This is a genomic window from Porphyromonas sp. COT-052 OH4946 (genome assembly GCF_000765965.1).
In the GTDB taxonomy this organism is placed as follows: Bacteria; Bacteroidota; Bacteroidia; order Bacteroidales; family Porphyromonadaceae; genus Porphyromonas; species Porphyromonas gulae.
The window spans coordinates 88,338-108,266 of the sequence record NZ_JQZY01000017.1; the positions used below are offsets into that span (position 1 = coordinate 88,338).

Sequence of the window (19,929 nt, forward strand, 5' to 3'; positions counted from 1 at the left end):
CGTAGAAAATTCGCTTTCTCATCTTTTTCACATCAAAACCCACTTCCTTACGACTGCTTATTTGGAATCATTCCAAACACTTCTTCGTTGTTGAAAAGTTTTTTTGGCACGTAATTTCTAATGAACCTAGCACACGAAAAAAGACAAACAACCGAACTTGAGAAGGCTCTTTGAGGTTTTCATTCTAAATATCACCCCCCTGCAATCGACACCGTAATATGCAATGTGCAAATGGCTCTTTTTATGTTTGGGAGAAAGTCGGAAAATAGTTACTTTTGTTTTTATGCGTAACGATTGCTTTTGCCCATTTGGCGGGCGAAAAAAAATATGATCACAGAAAGACAATGAACGAATTCAAAAAATACGCAACCCGACATATCGGGTTGAACGCACAGGCTTTGGACGACTATACCAGAATCCAAAGCAGCTACATCTCTCCGACCATTATCGAAGAACGCCAGTTGAACGTTGCACAAATGGATGTGTTCTCACGTCTCATGATGGATCGGATCATCTTCCTTGGCACTCAGATCGACGATTACACGGCCAATGTCATTCAAGCACAGCTTCTTTATCTCGATAGTGCCGACCCAGGTAAGGATATTTCCATCTATCTGAATTCACCCGGTGGATCTGTTTATGCCGGCTATGGCATATACGATACGATGCAATATATAGGGTGCGATGTGGCTACTATCTGTACGGGTATGGCTGCTTCTATGGCATCAGTGCTGCTCGTAGCAGGAACGAAAGGCAAACGCTTTGCTTTGCCCCATTCCCGCGTGATGATACACCAGCCGCTTGGCGGTATGCAGGGTCAGGCCAGCGATTTGGAGATCGCAGCTCGCGAGATTCTGCGCGTCAAGAAAGAGCTTTACACCATTATCTCTTCTCACAGTGGAAAGCCCGTCGAACAGGTCGAGAAAGACAGTGACCGGGACTATTGGATGACAGCCCCCGAAGCATTGGAGTACGGGATGATAGATAAAATCCTCGAAAAGAATCGGAAGTAGCCCTCTTATCGCAAGGAGACTATATATCTCATGGCAAAGAAAAAGGACGAAGAATACTGTAGTTTTTGTGGCATGCCGAGGACGCAGGTGAATCTGATGCTGGAAGGCGCCAATGGTCACATCTGCGATGAATGCGCCCTCCGTGCCGGAGAGGTAGTTCGGGAAGCACTACAAAAATTCAATTCGGAAAAGGCGAGCGATCTGAAGAGAGAGGATTTGCCTCGACCTATAGAAATCAAAGAATTTCTCGATTCGTATGTTATCGGGCAGGATGATGCCAAACGTTTTCTCTCTGTCGCTGTATACAATCATTACAAACGATTGCTCCAGCAAGAAGACAGCGATGGAGTAGAGATTGAGAAAAGCAATATTATTATGGTCGGCCCCACGGGAACCGGCAAGACACTCTTGGCTCGCACGATAGCCAAAATGCTCCATGTCCCTTTTGCTGTAGTCGACGCTACAGTACTGACCGAAGCCGGCTATGTGGGAGAAGACATTGAGAGTATTCTCACCAGACTTTTGCAGGCTGCGGACTACGATGTCAAACAAGCTGAGAAGGGGATTGTCTTTATCGATGAGATAGACAAGATAGCCCGTAAGAGCGACAATCCTTCTATCACGCGCGATGTCAGTGGGGAAGGTGTACAACAGGGGCTACTGAAGCTACTGGAAGGTTCGATCGTGAATGTTCCGCCTCAAGGCGGTCGCAAACATCCGGAGCAAAAGATGATTCCCGTGGACACGAGACATATTCTCTTCGTTTGTGCAGGAGCTTTCGATGGGATAGAGAAGAAAATTGCTCAGCGACTCAATACTCGCGTGGTAGGATATACTGCCGGACTGCAGAACAGGCATATCGATCGTGAGAATATGCTTCGCTATATTCGTCCGCAGGATTTGAAGTCCTTTGGGCTGATCCCTGAAATCATCGGTCGTCTACCTATTCTGACCCATTTGGAGCCGTTGGATCGGGATGCTCTTAGAAACATCATGACGGAGCCGAAGAATGCTATCACCAAGCAATACGAAAAACTATTTGCCATGGATGGTATCAAGGTGTCTTTTACGTCTGATATGCTTGACTTTGTCGTTGACAAAGCTATCGAATTCAAATTGGGTGCACGTGGACTACGCTCTATCGTAGAGACGATCATGATGGATGCGATGTTCACGATGCCATCAGGTAAAAAGAAGACTTTGGTCGTGGACAAAGCCTATGCCGAGGCTCATTTGAATATCGACGATTTGCTACAGGATCAATAAGTGACCCCAAGAGAATCCAACCCCAAGGAGTTGCTACCCGGAGTGTAGTGTGACACACCTATCAAGTGTTGTATTATGGACATTGTTCTGGCCGAAAAATTACAGCAGTATTTTGGATTTGACCGATTCAAGGGCAATCAGGAGGCTATCATCAGAAATGTATTAGCCGAACAGAACACTTTTGTGCTGATGCCCACAGGAGGCGGAAAATCCCTATGCTACCAGTTGCCGGCCATGCTCATGACCGGCACGGCCATCGTAGTCTCCCCCCTTATCGCTCTGATGAAGAATCAGGTGGATGCCATGCGTAGTTTCAGTGCTAAGGACGGTGTGGCTCACTTCATGAATTCGTCTTTGAATAAGACACAGCTCGAGCGTGTCAAGAACGATGTACGCGATGGACTTACCAAGCTGTTGTACGTTGCTCCCGAATCTTTGACAAAAGAAGAAAACATTGCTTTTCTGCGCGAAATAGACATTTCGTTTTACGCTATAGACGAAGCTCACTGTATATCCGAATGGGGGCATGACTTCAGACCCGAATACAGACGGATTCGCCCTATCATCAATGAAATAGGACCCCGATCGATCATAGCTTTGACAGCTACGGCTACCCCGAAAGTGCAGCATGATATTCAAAAGAGTCTCGGAATGATGGATGCCGATGTATTCAAATCGTCTTTCAATCGTCCCAATCTTTTTTATCATATACGTCCTAAAACACAGGATGTAGATCGTGACGTAGTCAAATACATCTTATCCCAGCCGGGAAAGAGCGGTATTGTCTATTGCATGAGTCGAAATAAAGTAACTACTTTTGCCCAGGTTTTGCAGGCCAATGGGATCAAAGCTCTTCCATATCATGCCGGACTTGACGCCACAGAGCGAGCGACCAATCAGGACGCTTTTCTGAACGAAGAGATAAGTGTGATCGTCGCTACCATTGCTTTTGGAATGGGCATCGACAAGCCGGATGTTCGCTACGTCATCCACTATGATATGCCCAAGAGTTTGGAAGGGTATTATCAGGAGACGGGACGTGCCGGCCGAGACGGAGGAGAAGGCGAATGTATCGCGTTCTATCGTCCCAAAGACCTGCAACGATTAGAGAAATTCATGCAGGGCAAGCCCATTTCCGAGCAGGAGATCGGGCGCCAGCTACTGGCCGAGACCGCAGCATTTGCTGAGAGTAGAGTCTGTAGGCGCAAGCTGCTTCTCCATTATTTCGGAGAGGACTATACCCAGGAAAACTGTGGTGCATGTGATAATTGTACGAGTACGTATAAGCAAGTGGAAGCAAAGGAACTATTGTTAAACGTTTTGGAAACGGTTTCTGCTCTGAAGGAACAGTTCAAAACGGAGTATGTAATTAATGTATTGATGGGCGAATTGACTCCCGATATAGAGTCTTTCGGGCATCAAGATTTAGAAGTTTTCGGTATTGGAAGCGACGAAACGGAGACAACATGGACTGCAGTTATCAGACAGGCACTCCTTTCAGGCTATTTGAATCGAGACATCGAAAACTACGGATTGCTGAAAGTGACAGCCAAAGGCAAGAAATTTGCCAACAAGCCCGTTTCTTTCAAGATAGTCGACGAGAACGAAGAGGACGAGGATGAAGATTCTCCCAAGGCGGGAGGACGTGGTTCCGGTGGTGCCATGGATCCGGTTCTGTTCGCTATGATGAAAGACCTGAGGAAGAAGTTGGGTGCATCTCTCAAACTGCCTCCCTACGTTATCTTTCAAGATCCCTCATTGGAGGCTATGGCTACGTTCTATCCCGTTACGATCGAAGAGCTGCAGAATATCCCCGGTGTAGGTGCCGGTAAGGCTACTCGTTATGGGAAGGAATTCCTCGAGCTGATCCGTCGTCACGTAGAGGAAAACGAGATTGAACGTCCAGAGGACATGCGTGTACGTACACTCGCCAACAAATCGAAGATGAAGGTCTCCATCGTTCAGCAAATCGATCGCAAGGTCGCACTAGATGATATAGCTGTGAGCCATGGACTGGATTTTTCCGAATTGCTGTCAGAGGTCGAGACCATAGTCTACTCCGGCACTCGAATCAATATCGACTACTTCATCAAAGAGGTCATGGATGAGGATCATTTGGAAGATATATTCGAGTACTTCAAAGAATCCACCACAGACTCTTTGGAGGAGGCTATGCAAGAACTCGGCAAGGACTATTCTGAAGAAGAGATTCGTTTGGTGCGGATCAAATTCTTATCCGAAATGGCAAACTAATGCATCGGTTTGTGATGCTATAATACGGTACGAAAGATGAAAAAGAATGGAATGCGTATCTGCATAATCATGTTGTCGCTGCTCTACTGGGCACTCCCCTCCTCCATAGCACAGAAGAACGTGATCGACGAAGTCGTATGGATGGTCGGAGACGAGCCGATTCTGCGCTCAGACATAGAGGCAACCAAGCGTTTCTTGCTTAGTTCGGGACGTCCTCTTGAGGGGGATGCGGACTGCTATATCCCTGAGCAGATTGCCGTCCAAAAGCTTTTTCTCAATCAAGCCAAGATAGACAGTATCGAAGTCAATGAGGCGGATGTAAACCGCTATGTGGATATGTATTTGGCCGATTATATCCAGCAGTTCGGGTCCAAAGAAAAGATGGAAGAATACTTCAATCGGAAGTACACGCAGATACGCGAAGAACAGCGTGTAGAAGTCCGGAACGGGGAGATCGTTCGCATGATGCGAAGAAAAATCGATGAAAACGTCAAGGTGACCCCTTCTGAAATTCGTCAATACTTTGCTTCACTTCCGCAGGATAGTTTGCCTTATATTCCTACTACGGTGGAGGTACAGCTACTGACCATCAAGCCCGTGATTTCACTGCACGAAACGGACGCTATCAAAAAGAGGCTACGGGAATTTTCGGATGAGATCAATGAAGGACGACGCGATTTCACCACGCTGGCTCGTTTGTACTCCGAAGATTCCAAGACTTCTTTACAAGGCGGTGAATACGGCTTTGTCAGCAAGGCTTCGCTCGACGCAGAGTTTGCACGTGTGGTTTTTTCACTCACCGATACGAAGCGTGTTTCCCCGATCATCAAAACCGACGATGGCTATCATATCGTTCAGCTCATAGAGAAACGAGGCGATGTGATCAACTTCCGACAAATCGTACTCAAACCCAAAGTATCTAATGCAGCCTTGACGGAAACGACAAACAAGCTGGATAGCTTATACTCCCTGATAAAAGAAAATAAGCTGACCTTTGAGAAGGCCGTAGCCCAATACTCCGAGGATAACGACACGCGCAATAATCAGGGACTTATGGTCAATAAGATCCAGCAGAGCGATTTCTATAGCTCCTCCCGCTTCAAGTACGAAGAGCTACCACAGGATATCAGCCGAGTTGTCTACAACATGAAGCCCGGTGAAGTCTCCAAGCCCTTTATCCTCAAAACGGACAAAGGCAATGAAGAGGTTGTCATCGTGAAGGTCAAAAACCTGATCGAGGGACACCGTGCCAATATGAACTCGGATTTTCAAACGATCAAGGCCTTAGCCCTGAACAAAAAGAAAGAAGGCGTCATCGATGCATGGATAAAAAAGAAACAGAAAGAGACTTATATCCACATCGAACCGGCCTACCGCAACTGTCAGTTCCGCTATCCGGGCTGGCTTGAAGACAGACAATAATTCGGTCGGGAAGAAAATCTCTTTGGGAAGAGAGATCTTCTTTCCGCATCGAAGACAAATAAATGAGAAAGGGAGAAAAACGCGCGTCTCGGCTCAGCAGCCGACAATTAGGGGCGATAATTCTGATCGTCACTCTTTCTTTTTCTGCCCTTGCATCCCTCCAAGGTCCCCCTCCCAAAGGGAGTAAGGGGAAAGCGCATGTCATCCTCGAACATGCCGATGAACTCCGTTACGACAGACTTTACAACCCCGATATACAGCGTCTGCTTGGCAATGTCGTGATCAAGCATGAAGGAGCTGTGATGCGTTGCGACAGTGCTCATCTTAATCAGAAAGAGAACACTTTCGAAGCATTCGGCCAGGTCTCTATGCAGCAGGGCGATACCGTATCCATGTTCGCTCGCTACCTCCATTACGATGGGAATATCAAATACGCTCGTCTTCGTCATGAAGTACGACTGGAAAATCGTTCGGCTACTCTCTTTACGGATAGTTTGGATTATGATCGGGTCATGAACCTGGGCTACTATTTCGAAGGTGGTAGCATAGTCGACTCCCTCAATACGCTGACCTCCAGCTACGGAGAATACTCTCCCGCCACATCCGATGCCATCTTCCGAGATAATGTCCATTTAGAAAATAAGGATTATACCATGGACACGGAAGAACTTCATTATAATACAGATACCAAAATCAGTCACATTCTGGGGCCTACGAAAATGAGGTCGGATTCCGGCTATATCGTTTCCACGCGAGGAGTATACGATTCAAATACTGATGTGGGCATTTTGCTGGATCGCTCCATTGTTTATTCTTCTAACGGTGCCAAGCAATTGACTGGGGACTCGATCTTTTATGACCGTCGTACCGGCTTTGGCGAAGCCTTCGGCAATATGATCCTGACCGATACGGTGAACCGTTCTTCTCTTTACGGCGAATACGGCTATTACGATGAGAAGAAAGACTATGCCTTCGCGACCGAACGATCTTATATGATCGACTTTTCCAAACCCGACACTTTATGGGCTGCGGCCGACACGCTTGAAATGATCACCCAGCGCCGCGTGCCCGAAGATAGGCGGATAGCACGCGGATACAGACATGTACGGGTCTATCGAACCGATGTCCAAGCTATTGCCGACTCTATGCAGTACGACTCTCGCGATTCGCTGCTCTACCTCTATGACAACCCCATTATGTGGAATGAAGGCTCCCAGTTAAGTGGCGATACGATTCGGTTCAAATTCCGCAATGACAGTCTGGACTATGTCGATGTCCTTACCAAGGCTCTTGCCGTACGGAGGATAGATTCCATCATGTACGACCAGCTGGCCGGTAGACGTATCAGAGCCTATATGCAGGACAGCCTTGTACGCCAGATACAGGTACATGGCAATGCCGAAGTCATCCAATACGAACAGCACAAACGATCGAAACGCTGGTATCTGATGAATCGGATCGAATCCCCCTCTATAATTGCTGATTTCGAAGAAGGCCAACTCAAGAAAGTGCTCTTGCAAGGCGTAGCATCGGGCAAAGGCTACCCGATCAAAATGCTTACACCCGACCTTCAACGCTTGGCATCCTTCCGTTGGGAAGAGACTATCAGACCGAAATCCGAGAAGGATCTTTTCCGCAGGCAGCCTGATTCTGTCTTGCAGGTACATCGATCGCTGTCCGATCTGCGACGCTTTAGCGGTGCTTTGGCAGCTCTTCGTGCTTATAGAGCTTTGGCAGAAGAGGAGAGAAAAGACTCATTGACTGTTGCTGCTCTACAGACTGACTCTATTCCTCCGACTTCTTCGGACAACAAAGAAGTCGCCAATCCTACAAACATGCTCTCTCCCTATATTGCCCGACCTACTACGGACAGCAAAGAGGAAGACTTCTTCGACCTTTTCTTCACTCCACTCATCTTTAATAGAGAACAACTATGGGATTAGGATCATTCTACAAACAGCGCAAGCCTCGGTCTTTTGACCACAAACCCATCTATTACGATCAGCGACGCGATGAGTTGGAGAAACGTATCGAACGCATCAGACGCGAAGTCGAACAAGAGCAAGCAGAGCAAGACGGACAGTCTTCATCACGCGACTACTCCGGCTATCACCCTCGTATACGCGGAACCTTTGTAGAAGGCACCCAACATCTGAAAGAGCGACAGCTACAAGGCGAGACACAATCCACTCGCTCGGGACGAACACTCCGCACGTTGGCTTTGCTCGTAGCCGTTTGCTTGCTATCGTGGCTGGTTTTTAAGGTTATCCTATGAGCGACGTCATACGCCTCCTGCCGGACAGTATCGCCAATCAAATTGCTGCCGGCGAAGTAATCCAACGTCCGGCCTCCGTCGTCAAGGAGCTATTGGAAAATGCTTTGGATGCCGGTGCTTCCATCATCAGGCTGGATGTCAGGGAGGCCGGTCGCGAGCTGATACGCGTCACCGACAACGGCAAGGGTATGAGCCAAAGCGATGCCCGAATGGCTTTCGAACGACATGCCACTTCCAAGATAGCTTCTTTTCAGGATCTGTTCAGCCTTCGGACGATGGGCTTTCGAGGTGAAGCCCTGGCTTCGATTGCAGCTGTTGCACAAGTGGAACTCCTAACCCGAAGGGCTGAGGATGAGCTGGGTACACGCCTTACCATCAATGGCTCCGAAGTAGACGAAGTGGCTACTGTCACCTCACCGCAGGGCTGTATTCTTTGCGTAAAAAATCTCTTCTACAACGTACCCGCACGTCGAAAGTTTCTCAAATCGAATGAAACGGAATTTCGGCACATCCTGACCGAATACGAACGGGTGGCTTTGGTCAATCCGCAAGTTGCTTTCTCTATCTACCATTCGGGGGAGCTGGTGCAGGATCTCCCCCCCTCTCCTCTGAAGAAAAGAATCCTCGATGTATTCGGAAAGAGAATAGAGAAAGATCTGATACCCATCGGGATGAAAAGCCCCATAACCAATATATCCGGCTTCGTAGGGCGGCCTGATGGTGCTCGCAAACGAGGTGCCCTGCAGTACTTCTTCGTGAATGGACGCTACATGCGTCATCCCTACTTCCACAAAGCCGTGATGGCTGCCTATGAGGCGATTATCCCTCAGGGAACAATGCCCAATTACTTCCTATATTTCGATCTTGAACCCTCCCAGATCGATGTCAATATCCACCCGACCAAGACCGAAATCAAGTTCTCCGACGAACAAGCTATCTTCAAACTCATCGGTGTGGTCATTCGTGAAGCACTCAGCTCCAGTAATGCAGTACCGGCCATTGACTTCGACCGCAAAGAACTGATCGACATCCCGGCCTATCAAGGCCCCGGGAAAAACATCGCCCGTCCGCCCGTAGATCTGGATCCATCGTATAATCCATTCAAAGAAACCGGACTGACGGAGCCTATCCGCAGTTCGCGACGCCAATCGCCCGATATGGGCTGGAACGAACTCTTCAAGCAGTTCGAAGCCAAGCGAGATGCCGAGAAGATGACAGAACCACCGATCCGATCGGAAGAGCTGTTCGCCTCGACCGATTTTACCCCTTCGGCCGTATCTGCGACTCCCTCCACCGATATGCTCTGCTATGTCCATCGCGGCCGTTATCTGGTGACTACTCTGAGTCGGGGTTTGGCTCTGGTCGATTATCATCGCGCCCACAAGCGTATTCTTTACGATCGCTTCCTCGCTGACGAATCGACACGCCATATCGAACAGCAGCAACTCCTCTTCCCCGAACTCCTCGAATTCAATCCGTCGGATGCTGCTGCCGTGAAGGCAGCTGTGGACGAACTCCAATCTGTCGGGTTCGATTTGTCGCCCCTCGGTGCCTCTTCCTATTCGCTACTGGCAGCACCCGTACAAATCATAGACTGCGCGGCAGATGTCGTGCGGGATGTCATCCACATCACGCTCGAAGATGGCAGATCGTCACATGAACAAATGCTCGAACTTATTGCCACCAAAATAGCCGAGTATCAAGCCATCCCTCGTGGCAAGACACCGACAGCAGAAGAGGCCAGCGATCTCTTGGCCGAGCTTTTTGCTTCCAATGATTCCACCTATACGCCGGACGGCAAGCTCATCGTCAGTATCATCGATGAGGCAGATATATCGCGCCGCTTCGAGTAAGCATCATCTCTCTTACTGTTTCTTACCCTTCAGTCGCTCGCCCATTCCGAAGGAACGGTCGTAGTGAAATGCCCAAATTGAACAACCGAAATATCTGTCCGACATAAGTGCATTTTGAAGAAAGGGGAAGAGATTGCCAAACAGGCAAACATCTCCTCCCCCCAATCGACAAAAAATTCTCTTTCTGTATCTCCCGGTACTTTTCTCAGAAACTACCGCTTTGGGTGTGCTGAAAAATAAGTCTTACCCAAGGAAGCTCACGGCCTCTTTATCTCTACCTTTTCGGTTGTTGTTTTATTTCCACCGACTACTTTAATCAAGTAGACTCCGTCATTGAGACGTGAAACATCGATTTCCGTTTTCTCCGAATGGGTCTCTTCCCTTAATACGCAAATTCCCAGCGCATTATACAACTCGATTGTTGACTTGTTACGACTCAATCCCTCTATCCTTAAGACATGCGATGCCGGATTAGGATATATTTTCAAGCTTCTATCAGATTGAATATTATCCAAGGATGTGACAGTATAGTTCAGCTTATCGCAAACCGATTGGGACTCGATATTGTCACTATAAACGGCAGTGACACAATACTCCACTTCCACCTGATCGTCTCGTGAAGAATAAGTCTCATCGATATACTCCAAAACAGTCGGGTCTTGTATGTGAACAAGGAGCGAGCCGTTTGCATAGATATTGTAACCGGCAAGCTGCAATCGGTCTTTNTTCCATTTCAAGCGTCCCTTGTTATTCTCAATAAGCGAGACAACGAAATCAGTAACAGGCTCGGGAACAGGCTCAGTAGAACGATAAACCGTAATGTCATCCAATTTCAAGAAAAACATATCCGTGCAATTGTAATGCCGCCATGCGATATATTTAGTCCCTGCAGGCAGGTTGATCGTTCTCTGATACCATGCACCGGCCACTTTCGCGGTCATCGTTTCTTCAAACAACATAACGAAATCTTCGACAGCAGTCCCCGTTGTCGAAACCATCACCGCATAATGTTCCGCTGCCCAATCCGCATCTTGGGCACAGACCCAATACTTGACAAGCTTGGCTCCTTCGAGTCTGGGTGTAACCAAATAGTTGTCCGGAGTTAAAACACCAATCATCGGTAAATATGATGCTGAGGATATGCATTTGCTACTATTATGTCCTGGAATAGTCCAATGAACAAAATCCCAATTCCACGTGTCTCCATCTGCATCAATGAGCGACCAACCTTCAGGAATACTTCCGGCCTCAAAGCCTTCATATAGGATAATGTCCGATTGAGAATCATAAATCAGCTTATCGCAAACCGATTGGGACTCGATATTGTCATTATAAACGGCAGTGACACAATATTCCACTTCCACCTGATCGTCTCGTGAAGAATATGTCTCATCGATATACTCCAAAACAGTCGGGTCTTGTATGTGAACAAGGAGCGAGCCGTTTGCATAGATATTGTAACCGGCAAGCTGCAATCGGTCTTTNGTCTCATCGATATACTCCAAAACAGTCGGGTCTTGTATGTGAACAAGGAGCGAGCCGTTTGCATAGATATTGTAACCGGCAAGCTGCAATCGGTCTTTATCATCAGTCCTATCGGGTTCGTAGCCGTTAGGATAATTCCATTTCAAGCGTCCCTTGTTATTCTCAATAAGCGAGACAACGAAATCAGTAACAGGCTCGGGAACAGGCTCAGTAGAACGATAAACCGTAATGTCATCCAANTTCCATTTCAAGCGTCCCTTGTTATTCTCAATAAGCGAGACAACGAAATCAGTAACAGGCTCGGGAACAGGCTCAGTAGAACGATAAACCGTAATGTCATCCAAGAGCAAGAAAAACATATCGGTGCAATCATAATGCCGCCAGGCAATATATTTTGTTCCTGCAGGTAATGTAATAGTTCGCTCATACCATGCACCGTTAGCCTTAGCGGTCATTGTCTCTTCGAACAAGAGGACAAAATCCTCAACAGCAGTTCCCGTAGAAGAAACCATCACAGCATAATGCTCAGCCGAATAAACAGCATCTCGCGCACTTACCCAATACTTGACAAGCTTGGCTCCTTCGAGTCTGGGTGTAACCAAATAGTTGTCCGGAGTTAAAACGCCAATCATCGGTAAGTACGAAGGGGATGCAATACACTTCTCACTGTCATGTCCATACATAGTCCAAGGATAATAGTCCCAATTAACATTGTCGCCATCAGCATCAATCAACAACCAGCCTTCAGGAATACTTCCGGCCTCAAAGCCTTCATATAAGATAATGTCCGATTGAGAATCATAAATCAGCTTATCGCAAACCGATTGGGACTCGATATTGTCACTATAAACGGCAGTGACACAATATTCTACTTCCACCTGATCGTCTCGTGAAGAATAAGTCTCATCGATATACTCCAAAACAGTCGGGTCTTGTATGTGAACAAGGAGCGAGCCGTTTGCATAGATTTTGTAGCCGGCAAGCTGCAACCGGTCTTTATCATCAGTCTTATCGGGTTCGTAGCCGTTAGGATAATTCCATTTCAAGCGTCCCTTGTTATTCTCAATAAGCGAGACAACGAAATCGGTAACAGGTTCGGGCTCTGATGCAGGAGTCCCGAATACAGTGATATCGTCCAACTTCAAGAAATATATATCGGTACAGTTGTAATGCCGCCATGCGATGTACTTAGTCCCTTCAGGTAAGTTGATGGTTCTTTCATACCATGCGCCGGTCGGCTTCGCAGTCATGGTTTCTTCGAACAATATGACGAAGTCTTCAACAGCAGTCCCCGTTGTCGAAGCCATCACCGCGTAATGTTCCGCTGCCCAATTGGCATCCTGCGTACTTACCCAATACTTGACACGTTTGGCTCCTTCGACCTTGGGAGTAATCAGATAGTTGTCGGGAGTCACAGGGCCTATACCCGAAACATAAGAAGCCGACAAGGAGCAATGGCCTCCATTATGGCCGGGAAAAGCGTCGTATGCATTCAAATAGTGTCCCCAGCTAAATCCATCTCCATCAGCGTCTATCACAAGCCAACCATTGGGAACAGGCCCATTCTCAAAATTTTCATAAAGGATGGCATCCGTGGCGTAATGCAGCGTGCCACATACGGTCGAAGATTCTATGCTTTCATCGTAAACGGCTGTAACGCAGTACTCCACTTGCAAGGGATTGTCTCGCAAAGAGTAAGTGCTGTCCACATACTCCAGTATGGAGACATCTTTTATTTGTGCCAGTAGTGTACCGTTCGCATAGATGTTGTAGCCGCTAAGCTGCAACTCTTCATTCCCCTTTCCTTCCGGCTGATAATCCTCCGGATAGTTCCAAGTCAATCGTCCCACATTCTGTCCGATATTGATTACTGTGAAGTCGGTAGCAGGTTCGGGCCCTTCGATCGACCTGTACACAGTGACATCATCCAATTTCAAGAATTCTGTGTGTGAGTCGGTGACTTTGTAATGTCGCCATGCAATATATTTGGTCCCTTCTGGTAAGTCCACGATTCGTCTACGCCATACAAGAGGAGTCGGTTTCCCTGTTATGGAATCATCAAACAACAAAACAAAGTCTTCAATGGCAGTCCCCGTTGTCGATACCATTACTGCGTAATGTTCCGGATTGGTACTATATTGATTGCATACCCAGTACTTGACGCGTTTGGCTCCTTCTATATTGGGTGTAATCAGATAGTTGCCCGCTGTTGAGATACCGGAACGTATTTGGGAGTAGGTGCAAAGGCCATTGTGTCCGTAAGGTACAGAGAAAGAGCCTGATGGGCTTCCCCAAGTGGCACCATCAGCATCAGCATCTATCTCAAGCCAGCCATTGGGAACAGGCCCATTCTCAAAACTTTCATATAAGATAGTATCCGGTTGAGCCGGAGCAGCCAGACAGGATGCCATGCCTGAGATCTTTTGAGCAGTCGGATTCGTGATCGCTGCCCACGAGAGCAAAATCGTTAGAAATGCTCTAAAAACAATACTTTTCATCATGATAGCTATTATTTGATTCGTAATTTTTCCGTATCTATAATTTTCTGATCAACATTTAGCGTTACCAGGTAGAAACCGGGATCAAAGTTGGATGTATTGAACTGTATGCTGTAATAACCTTCGGATAGATGTTTGGGCAACCCGGTTATATCAGCCGAGGCTCCATTTATTCCATATATTTTTATTACAGAGCAGGAAGGGTTATCGGTATAGTAGATTATTGTTACAACAGCTTTCGCCGGATTGGGCGAAATAGAGATTATCTTGGATTTATCAAGGCTTGATTTGTTGCATTCTAATGGAGGCAGGAGAGTACCTGTTGATTTGGGAAGAGTTGACAACAAATAATTTTTTACATTTTGATGGCTTTCGAGCGATTTCCTTTGTTCACAGGAAAGTATGTTCAAGTCTATACCAGTCCCTCTGAGTGAGTCTAACTGCATATTCCAATAAATGTCACCAAGGTCAATGACTGCAAAAACACTGTCCTGATAGGAGATTTCACTATTCAAGCGATTTTCGTACCAATCGATGGCAGACTGATAGTTTTCACACACAATATCGCATCGTGCAGACAGGAAATCAGCTGTCGGGAACAAGTTCTGGGAAGAGATGATGGTTGGATTGGATCTGAAATAATCTTTCAAGCCTTCGTAATCGTTGCCTGACATTTTCTCTATCCTGAACAATTCCTTCAAAGCAGCTATTGCAAAGTCGGATTCCGGGTAGGTTTCAACCATCATCTTGAGAGCCACTTTTGCCGAAAGATAATCGCTATTGCCAATATAGTCCAATGCTGTTTGGAATTCTACTGCTTCAGCAGAGCTATTGCCCGATCTCCCATTTGGCAATCCATTCCAAAAAGGTATCCAAATGAACAAGTCTGGCGTATTGAAAACCTGATTCGGATCAAACAAATCATTGTTGCCCCAGTGATTATTTGAAACGTCAATATAGCGATTCGTATACGTGTCGTTGTAAATCCATGTATCTGTATCTCCCCCCTGCAAGCTGTTGTAATGGAAGTTGAGAGGAAATGTACCGTTTGATGAATAGAGCTGCCAAGTCCTATTGGAAATAAACGTCTGCTTATCTTCTTCATTGATTACAGGAGCATTATCGAAATAAAAACAACTGTTGTTGAGGAGACGTACTCCTATATGATTGTTACTGATCTTATTCCGGTTGTAAATACCATAGGAATTATAAAGCGTGCTCCCAATCCTACAGTTTTTTATCACATTCCGTGTGATATTGTGGAGTCTGTTCGTTCTGTTGCCACTATTATTTAGTACAAGAGCCTCATCGCAATTGACTATTTTATTACCGGAAATGTAATACTCAGGAATATTGTCTAACTTGATGGCAGCATTGGAGGTTGCTGTTAAGTCTGGCGTGTTAGTGATATGGTAGGCGAAGTTTCCTGTCGCAAAAAAAGTATTGTCGGTAATCTTTGCTTTTGTAGATAATCCAGTGATGGAGCTTGTAGCCATAGGCTTGAATACCGTTATCCCCGAACTGCTAAACATACTGTTTTCAACTCTTAGGTCACAATTCTTTGAAATAATGTCACTTCGATTGGTAAATTCGCAATTGCTTATCTCCACAATACAGTTCGTTGTATACAGCGGGGCACTGTTGAATTTCACACTGTCAAAATGAAATTTGGGCATGACCGAATGCGTAGAAAACAAGTTAAGTCGGTCTATATTGTCTATCTCTACCTGCTTGTTAATCGCAAGGCCATCGCCGTAAACGGTAATAAAGGCGGGCTTAGCACCGGTCTCTCCGGATATTTTAGCCTGATTGCCTATTTCCAGAGTTCCTCCGGACATGACTTGTATGGAGCCATTATTAGTAAAATGCAAAACTCCTTTTTCCGGTATTTTTAGGCAGCCACCATTTTTTATTGTTATCGGACTGCTTATAATGGTGTTGTTTGGTAGTGTAATACAATTACTAACCTCCATGCCATGAGCCATAATGTTTAGTGCAGGGTCGCCAAGCAAATTGAAGTTGAATTTCGAATACGTATCAACAGAATTAGTATTGATAATGGATGATAGCAACATTTCGCCAACAACCGTCGAGAGATTGTGATATAAAGAATAAGGCAAATATTCGTGAAATTTAGATGGAACTGCAGAAATGCTATTTGAGTAAAACCAAGTCTCTCTACTCGCTCCTAAAAAAGAAGAGAAACCTTTATCAGAAGAGAATGTTGTGAGTGTTTCACCAAGCGATTGGAAAGTCGAATCAAAAGAAACAGAACCGCATGATAAACTTGTGCATAATCCCTGCATAGAAGTATTGTTCAAATATGTAGTCAAAGTATCAATATTGAGACCCATAGTCCACGAAGTTGGTGAACCATGTGTATGAAAATAGAAGTATGGTGAACCATTGTTTAATATAGAAAAGAATTTTTTTCTAAACAATATAGGATCATTAATACCATAAATACTTTGGAAATTAGTACCTGATGTTAGTTTTTTCATGAATTCGTAAAAATCTATTTCACCACTACCTCCTTTCCCAGCGGCATAATGAGAGTTCTTTTTAGCAATCGGATCGAAGATCAACTCTTTGTTAATTGTCTTTTCTGTCACATTGTGTAATTCATTATTGTTGGTTACACTAAATCGACCTATAAAAAGGTCACCAATTGAATCTTTTCCAGAAACACAGCTTAAAAAATAGTCAGAAGGAATTATTGAAAATATGGGAGTAAGTGATGTTATCCCATGTTTGAATGACGAGGGGACTTTTGTATTATCAGTGTCAGCCAAATATTTGCTCAATGGTTTTCCGATCAGTAGCACGTATCCCAGTTTGCCATCTAAAGTCCTCTTCGCATTGCTTTGGTTGTAAACTGAGCGAATGAAATTTTTCAGTTTAGTTTCGTTGATGTATGAGGTGGCATTTGATGGAAAGCTATTCAATACGTCCTTTATACTTACAGCAGCTACATCAAAGCCGTTGTAGAAGGCTCTATGTTCGCACAGCCGTTTGATTTCGTCGTGTGGTTGTTGATTTACGTTGAACATATCATCGTAAATAACCAAGTAGTCACAGTTCTGAGGGAGGTTGCTGGCAACATTTCCGCTTATGTACGTTGTTGTACCACGACTGAACACCATATCATTTTCTATCGCCGATTTGCCATCAGCTTCATAATTAATAAATGCAGAGGAGGCTACTTTGTTAAATATGCCGGTGTTTTTTTGTAAAGGTGGCTGAGGATTATCGAAAGTTATTGTAACCTCGATTTTTTTTGCAAATAGAATTTCTTGTCGAACAGGATTGTATCGAAAAGGATACAGGGTAACTTCGATAAATCTTTGTGAGCGAAAATACCCGTCTTGAGAATAGACATAGTGAGTAGAAGGGAGGCTTACATTTTGGCTATAATAATCATTGTTTATCGCGAAAGCCTCTGCCGGATAAGTTCCCCCTCCATCAGGCAACTCCTCTACGACATAGGTAGGATTAGGATAGATATTATAATTGTCGAATGTCTCCGACTCCTTGATATTTACAGCAACGTTAGCTGTTGAAAATTCCGGAACGGCTATCATCTTTTTCAAAACAGGCAATTCAGCTTCGCCCAGATTCCCAAACGAGCCACAACCCGGCATGGAAATGCGCTGAAAGACTTGGTTGCCTTCTCGTTTTTCCACACTATAAAATCCGGGGAAAACAACCTCGAATGTGATTCGGTTACAGCTTGACTCTTGAATACCGATAGAAGGTAGGGCAGCCACTGAGTCCGGATCTCCATGCCAAGTCTGAGATTGTAGACCTAAATGCAGAGAGCACATCATCAAAAAGCTCAAAATTTTTCGCATATCATTTAGTTTTAAGTTAGTAAATGTCTTTTGTGTCAAAAAAATTACACATCTGCAAGCTTTTTGTCTATATTCATAGCCATCTGCCCTCTTTTAGTCACACAAAAAGCTCTTTCCCGCTCCAAATGTAAAACTTAATTTGGAATTAAACACGCTTTTTATGCAACAAATCATCAAAATATTGCCCCCCCCCGAACACCACATCGTCAACAATAATTCCAAATAAAAGCTGGGGAAGGAAGACCGTTTTCGGGCAACTGGGGAATTCAATTGTTGTTTGTCGTTATCTAAGACTGTATCCAAAAAACGAAAACAAACAGGGAGAGGCCATCAGGACAAATTCCCGACAGTCTCTCCCTGTTTGCTTGTGCTTCCTGCGTTTTTAGAACAATCGTATCGAAACGCCTATGTTGAGCACGGGAAGTATCTGTGTCAGATAGACTGCCTCCTGTGCATCTTCGGAAAAGTCAATCAGCAAATTCGGGTCACCCGTTATCACATTGGGAGACGAGATCTGTGCTTTTCCGGAGAAAAGCATTCCAAGATCGGCGAAGAAAGATACCCTCGATACGGGAACGGCGAATCCGTAGCCGATGCCGATATAAGGCTGTACGGCCCTACCCAAATGTACCGATGCTTCCACCTCTGCCGTCGAAGAGGGTTGGATGCTCACCTTATCCGCCGGATTGTCTTTATCCTTGATCGTGATGACAGGCATGTTGTTCGGATTGAGCGTGCTCTGATCGTTCATGATGGATTGTCCTGTATTTTGATTGATCAGCTGTACCTTGGCATTGATTTGCGGACGATTGAAGTACAAACCGGCCGTTACGCGGAAAGCGTTCTTGAACGGATGGTAATCAGCCAATACATGGCCGGAAAAAGAAGAAACCTTCAGATTCCCCCTGATTCCCGGAGTATAGCCCAATGCCGACTGATATGCCTCCAATTCTTGGGGATCATCCGGCACAAACACTTTGTTGTTGACAATGGCCATGGAGGGTATGAAGGCGAAGCCTGCACGAGCCGTCAGTTCGGGCATGAAGCGCGCGCTCCCCTCTATTTTGACGCCGTTCAATACACCTACCGAAACAGTTGTTCCATAATGGATCTTTCCATCATGAAGGTTGTTGTCGTCCTGAGCAATAGCCGGCAGAGCGAACAATAAAGCCAAAACGCCAAACAATAAATTCTTCTTTCTCATAACACTTGGATTATTGATAAATGTAACTGATGACTTATTCGACTACTCTACCTCGATGAAGAAAGTAAAGTGTAGCACCACTGCCAACATATTTACCCCCTCTATGTTCTTGTCCGTCGTAGTCGTCAAGCGGATAGGGAGGCCAGTCGATTGGAGCAGCGGAAGCAGATTGTTCGTTTCTATCTTGAGCGAAAGCTCATCGCTCGACAAAGAAGTGATGGTGGCGATCAACTTATAGTCGGAGCCGGCATAGAGTTTTACCCCTTCGAAGATCGACAAGTCGAACGAACCGGCTACTTTGTTTTTGATCATGACTTTGTCCTTGATCAAAAACTGAGAAACGGCCGAAGAGCTAAGGCCGGATTCATCGACAAACTCCTGCAATTTGATAGGAAGGACGGATTCGTGCAGGATATGTTCGGCTCTTCCTGCAAGCGACTCCTCTCGTCCCACTCCTTCATTGAAAGCTTCTATATCGATCGAGAGGTCAAATCCTTTGCGCACTTCGGCAGAGCCGGATACGCTGAGTTCCTTCTGTTTGCTTTTTGATTCACAGCTCGAAAATGACATAGATACGAGCAAAACAGACAGGATAGCAAATAAAATACTCTTTTTCATACTACAAATGTTTATTACTGATGTTAGGACCTGTTTTTGGGGATGATTTCCACAAGCAATCCATTCCTTGGATCGGTAAATTGGGATTTCGTTCACAATATTACACCATCTGCTTGAAGGAAACAACAAGAGGAGACCGTGCCAACATTTTTTATGTTTCCTTATCGAGAAAAGAAGGAATTCTACATTCA

11 protein-coding genes are annotated in these 19,929 nt (G+C 45.6%); 7 read left to right on the plus strand and 4 right to left on the minus strand.

Features of this window, described 5'->3' with window-relative positions:
* The first annotated feature begins 344 nt into the window (after nucleotides 1-344).
* The 7 genes from clpP (at nucleotide 345) to mutL (ending at nucleotide 10,082) form a co-directional block, all read left to right on the plus strand.
* Nucleotides 345-1,013, plus strand: coding sequence for an ATP-dependent Clp endopeptidase proteolytic subunit ClpP (clpP, locus tag HQ50_RS07675; RefSeq protein ID WP_010956008.1), 669 nt, complete (start codon nucleotides 345-347; stop codon nucleotides 1,011-1,013).
* Between the two features lie 30 nt (nucleotides 1,014-1,043).
* Nucleotides 1,044-2,279, plus strand: a complete 1,236-nt coding sequence (clpX, locus tag HQ50_RS07680) for an ATP-dependent Clp protease ATP-binding subunit ClpX (RefSeq protein WP_039429460.1) — start codon at nucleotides 1,044-1,046, stop codon at nucleotides 2,277-2,279.
* A 75-nt stretch (nucleotides 2,280-2,354) separates the two neighbouring features.
* Nucleotides 2,355-4,532, plus strand: coding sequence for a DNA helicase RecQ (recQ, locus tag HQ50_RS07685; protein WP_039429462.1), 2,178 nt, complete (start codon nucleotides 2,355-2,357; stop codon nucleotides 4,530-4,532).
* A gap of 36 nt (nucleotides 4,533-4,568) precedes the next feature.
* Nucleotides 4,569-5,954, plus strand: coding sequence for a peptidylprolyl isomerase (locus HQ50_RS07690; RefSeq protein ID WP_039429464.1), 1,386 nt, complete (start codon nucleotides 4,569-4,571; stop codon nucleotides 5,952-5,954).
* Nucleotides 5,955-6,016: 62 nt separating this feature from the next.
* Entirely contained in the window at nucleotides 6,017-7,897 is a 1,881-nt protein-coding gene (locus HQ50_RS07695) for an OstA-like protein (RefSeq protein WP_039429467.1), read from the plus strand.
* Nucleotides 7,888-8,229, plus strand: a complete 342-nt coding sequence (locus HQ50_RS07700; protein ID WP_039429469.1) for a hypothetical protein — start codon at nucleotides 7,888-7,890, stop codon at nucleotides 8,227-8,229. The genes HQ50_RS07695 and HQ50_RS07700 overlap by 10 nt, the downstream gene beginning before the upstream one ends.
* On the plus strand, nucleotides 8,226-10,082 hold the full coding sequence (mutL, locus tag HQ50_RS07705) for a DNA mismatch repair endonuclease MutL (RefSeq protein ID WP_039429471.1): 1,857 nt from the start codon (nucleotides 8,226-8,228) through the stop codon (nucleotides 10,080-10,082). Before HQ50_RS07700 ends, mutL begins: the two co-directional genes overlap by 4 nt.
* A gap of 257 nt (nucleotides 10,083-10,339) precedes the next feature.
* On the opposite strand, the gene HQ50_RS12190 is transcribed toward mutL, so the two are convergent.
* The 4 genes from HQ50_RS12190 to HQ50_RS12195 all read right to left on the minus strand — a co-directional run bounded on the left by HQ50_RS12190 (nucleotide 10,340) and on the right by HQ50_RS12195 (nucleotide 19,738).
* A complete protein-coding gene (locus HQ50_RS12190) occupies nucleotides 10,340-13,978 on the minus strand; it encodes a choice-of-anchor J domain-containing protein (protein WP_235317958.1) in 3,639 nt (1,212 codons plus the stop codon).
* A 98-nt stretch (nucleotides 13,979-14,076) separates the two neighbouring features.
* Nucleotides 14,077-17,916, minus strand: a complete 3,840-nt coding sequence (locus HQ50_RS07715; RefSeq protein WP_039429474.1) for a C25 family peptidase propeptide domain-containing protein — start codon at nucleotides 17,914-17,916, stop codon at nucleotides 14,077-14,079.
* A 382-nt stretch (nucleotides 17,917-18,298) separates the two neighbouring features.
* Nucleotides 18,299-19,120: a hypothetical protein gene (locus HQ50_RS07720; protein WP_039429477.1), complete on the minus strand. Its 822-nt coding sequence runs from the start codon at nucleotides 19,118-19,120 to the stop codon at nucleotides 18,299-18,301.
* 42 nt (nucleotides 19,121-19,162) lie between these two features.
* Nucleotides 19,163-19,738 carry a hypothetical protein gene (locus HQ50_RS12195; protein WP_235317960.1) on the minus strand — a complete coding sequence of 192 codons (576 nt, stop codon included), beginning with the start codon at nucleotides 19,736-19,738 and terminating at the stop codon, nucleotides 19,163-19,165.
* Nucleotides 19,739-19,929 lie beyond the last annotated feature (191 nt).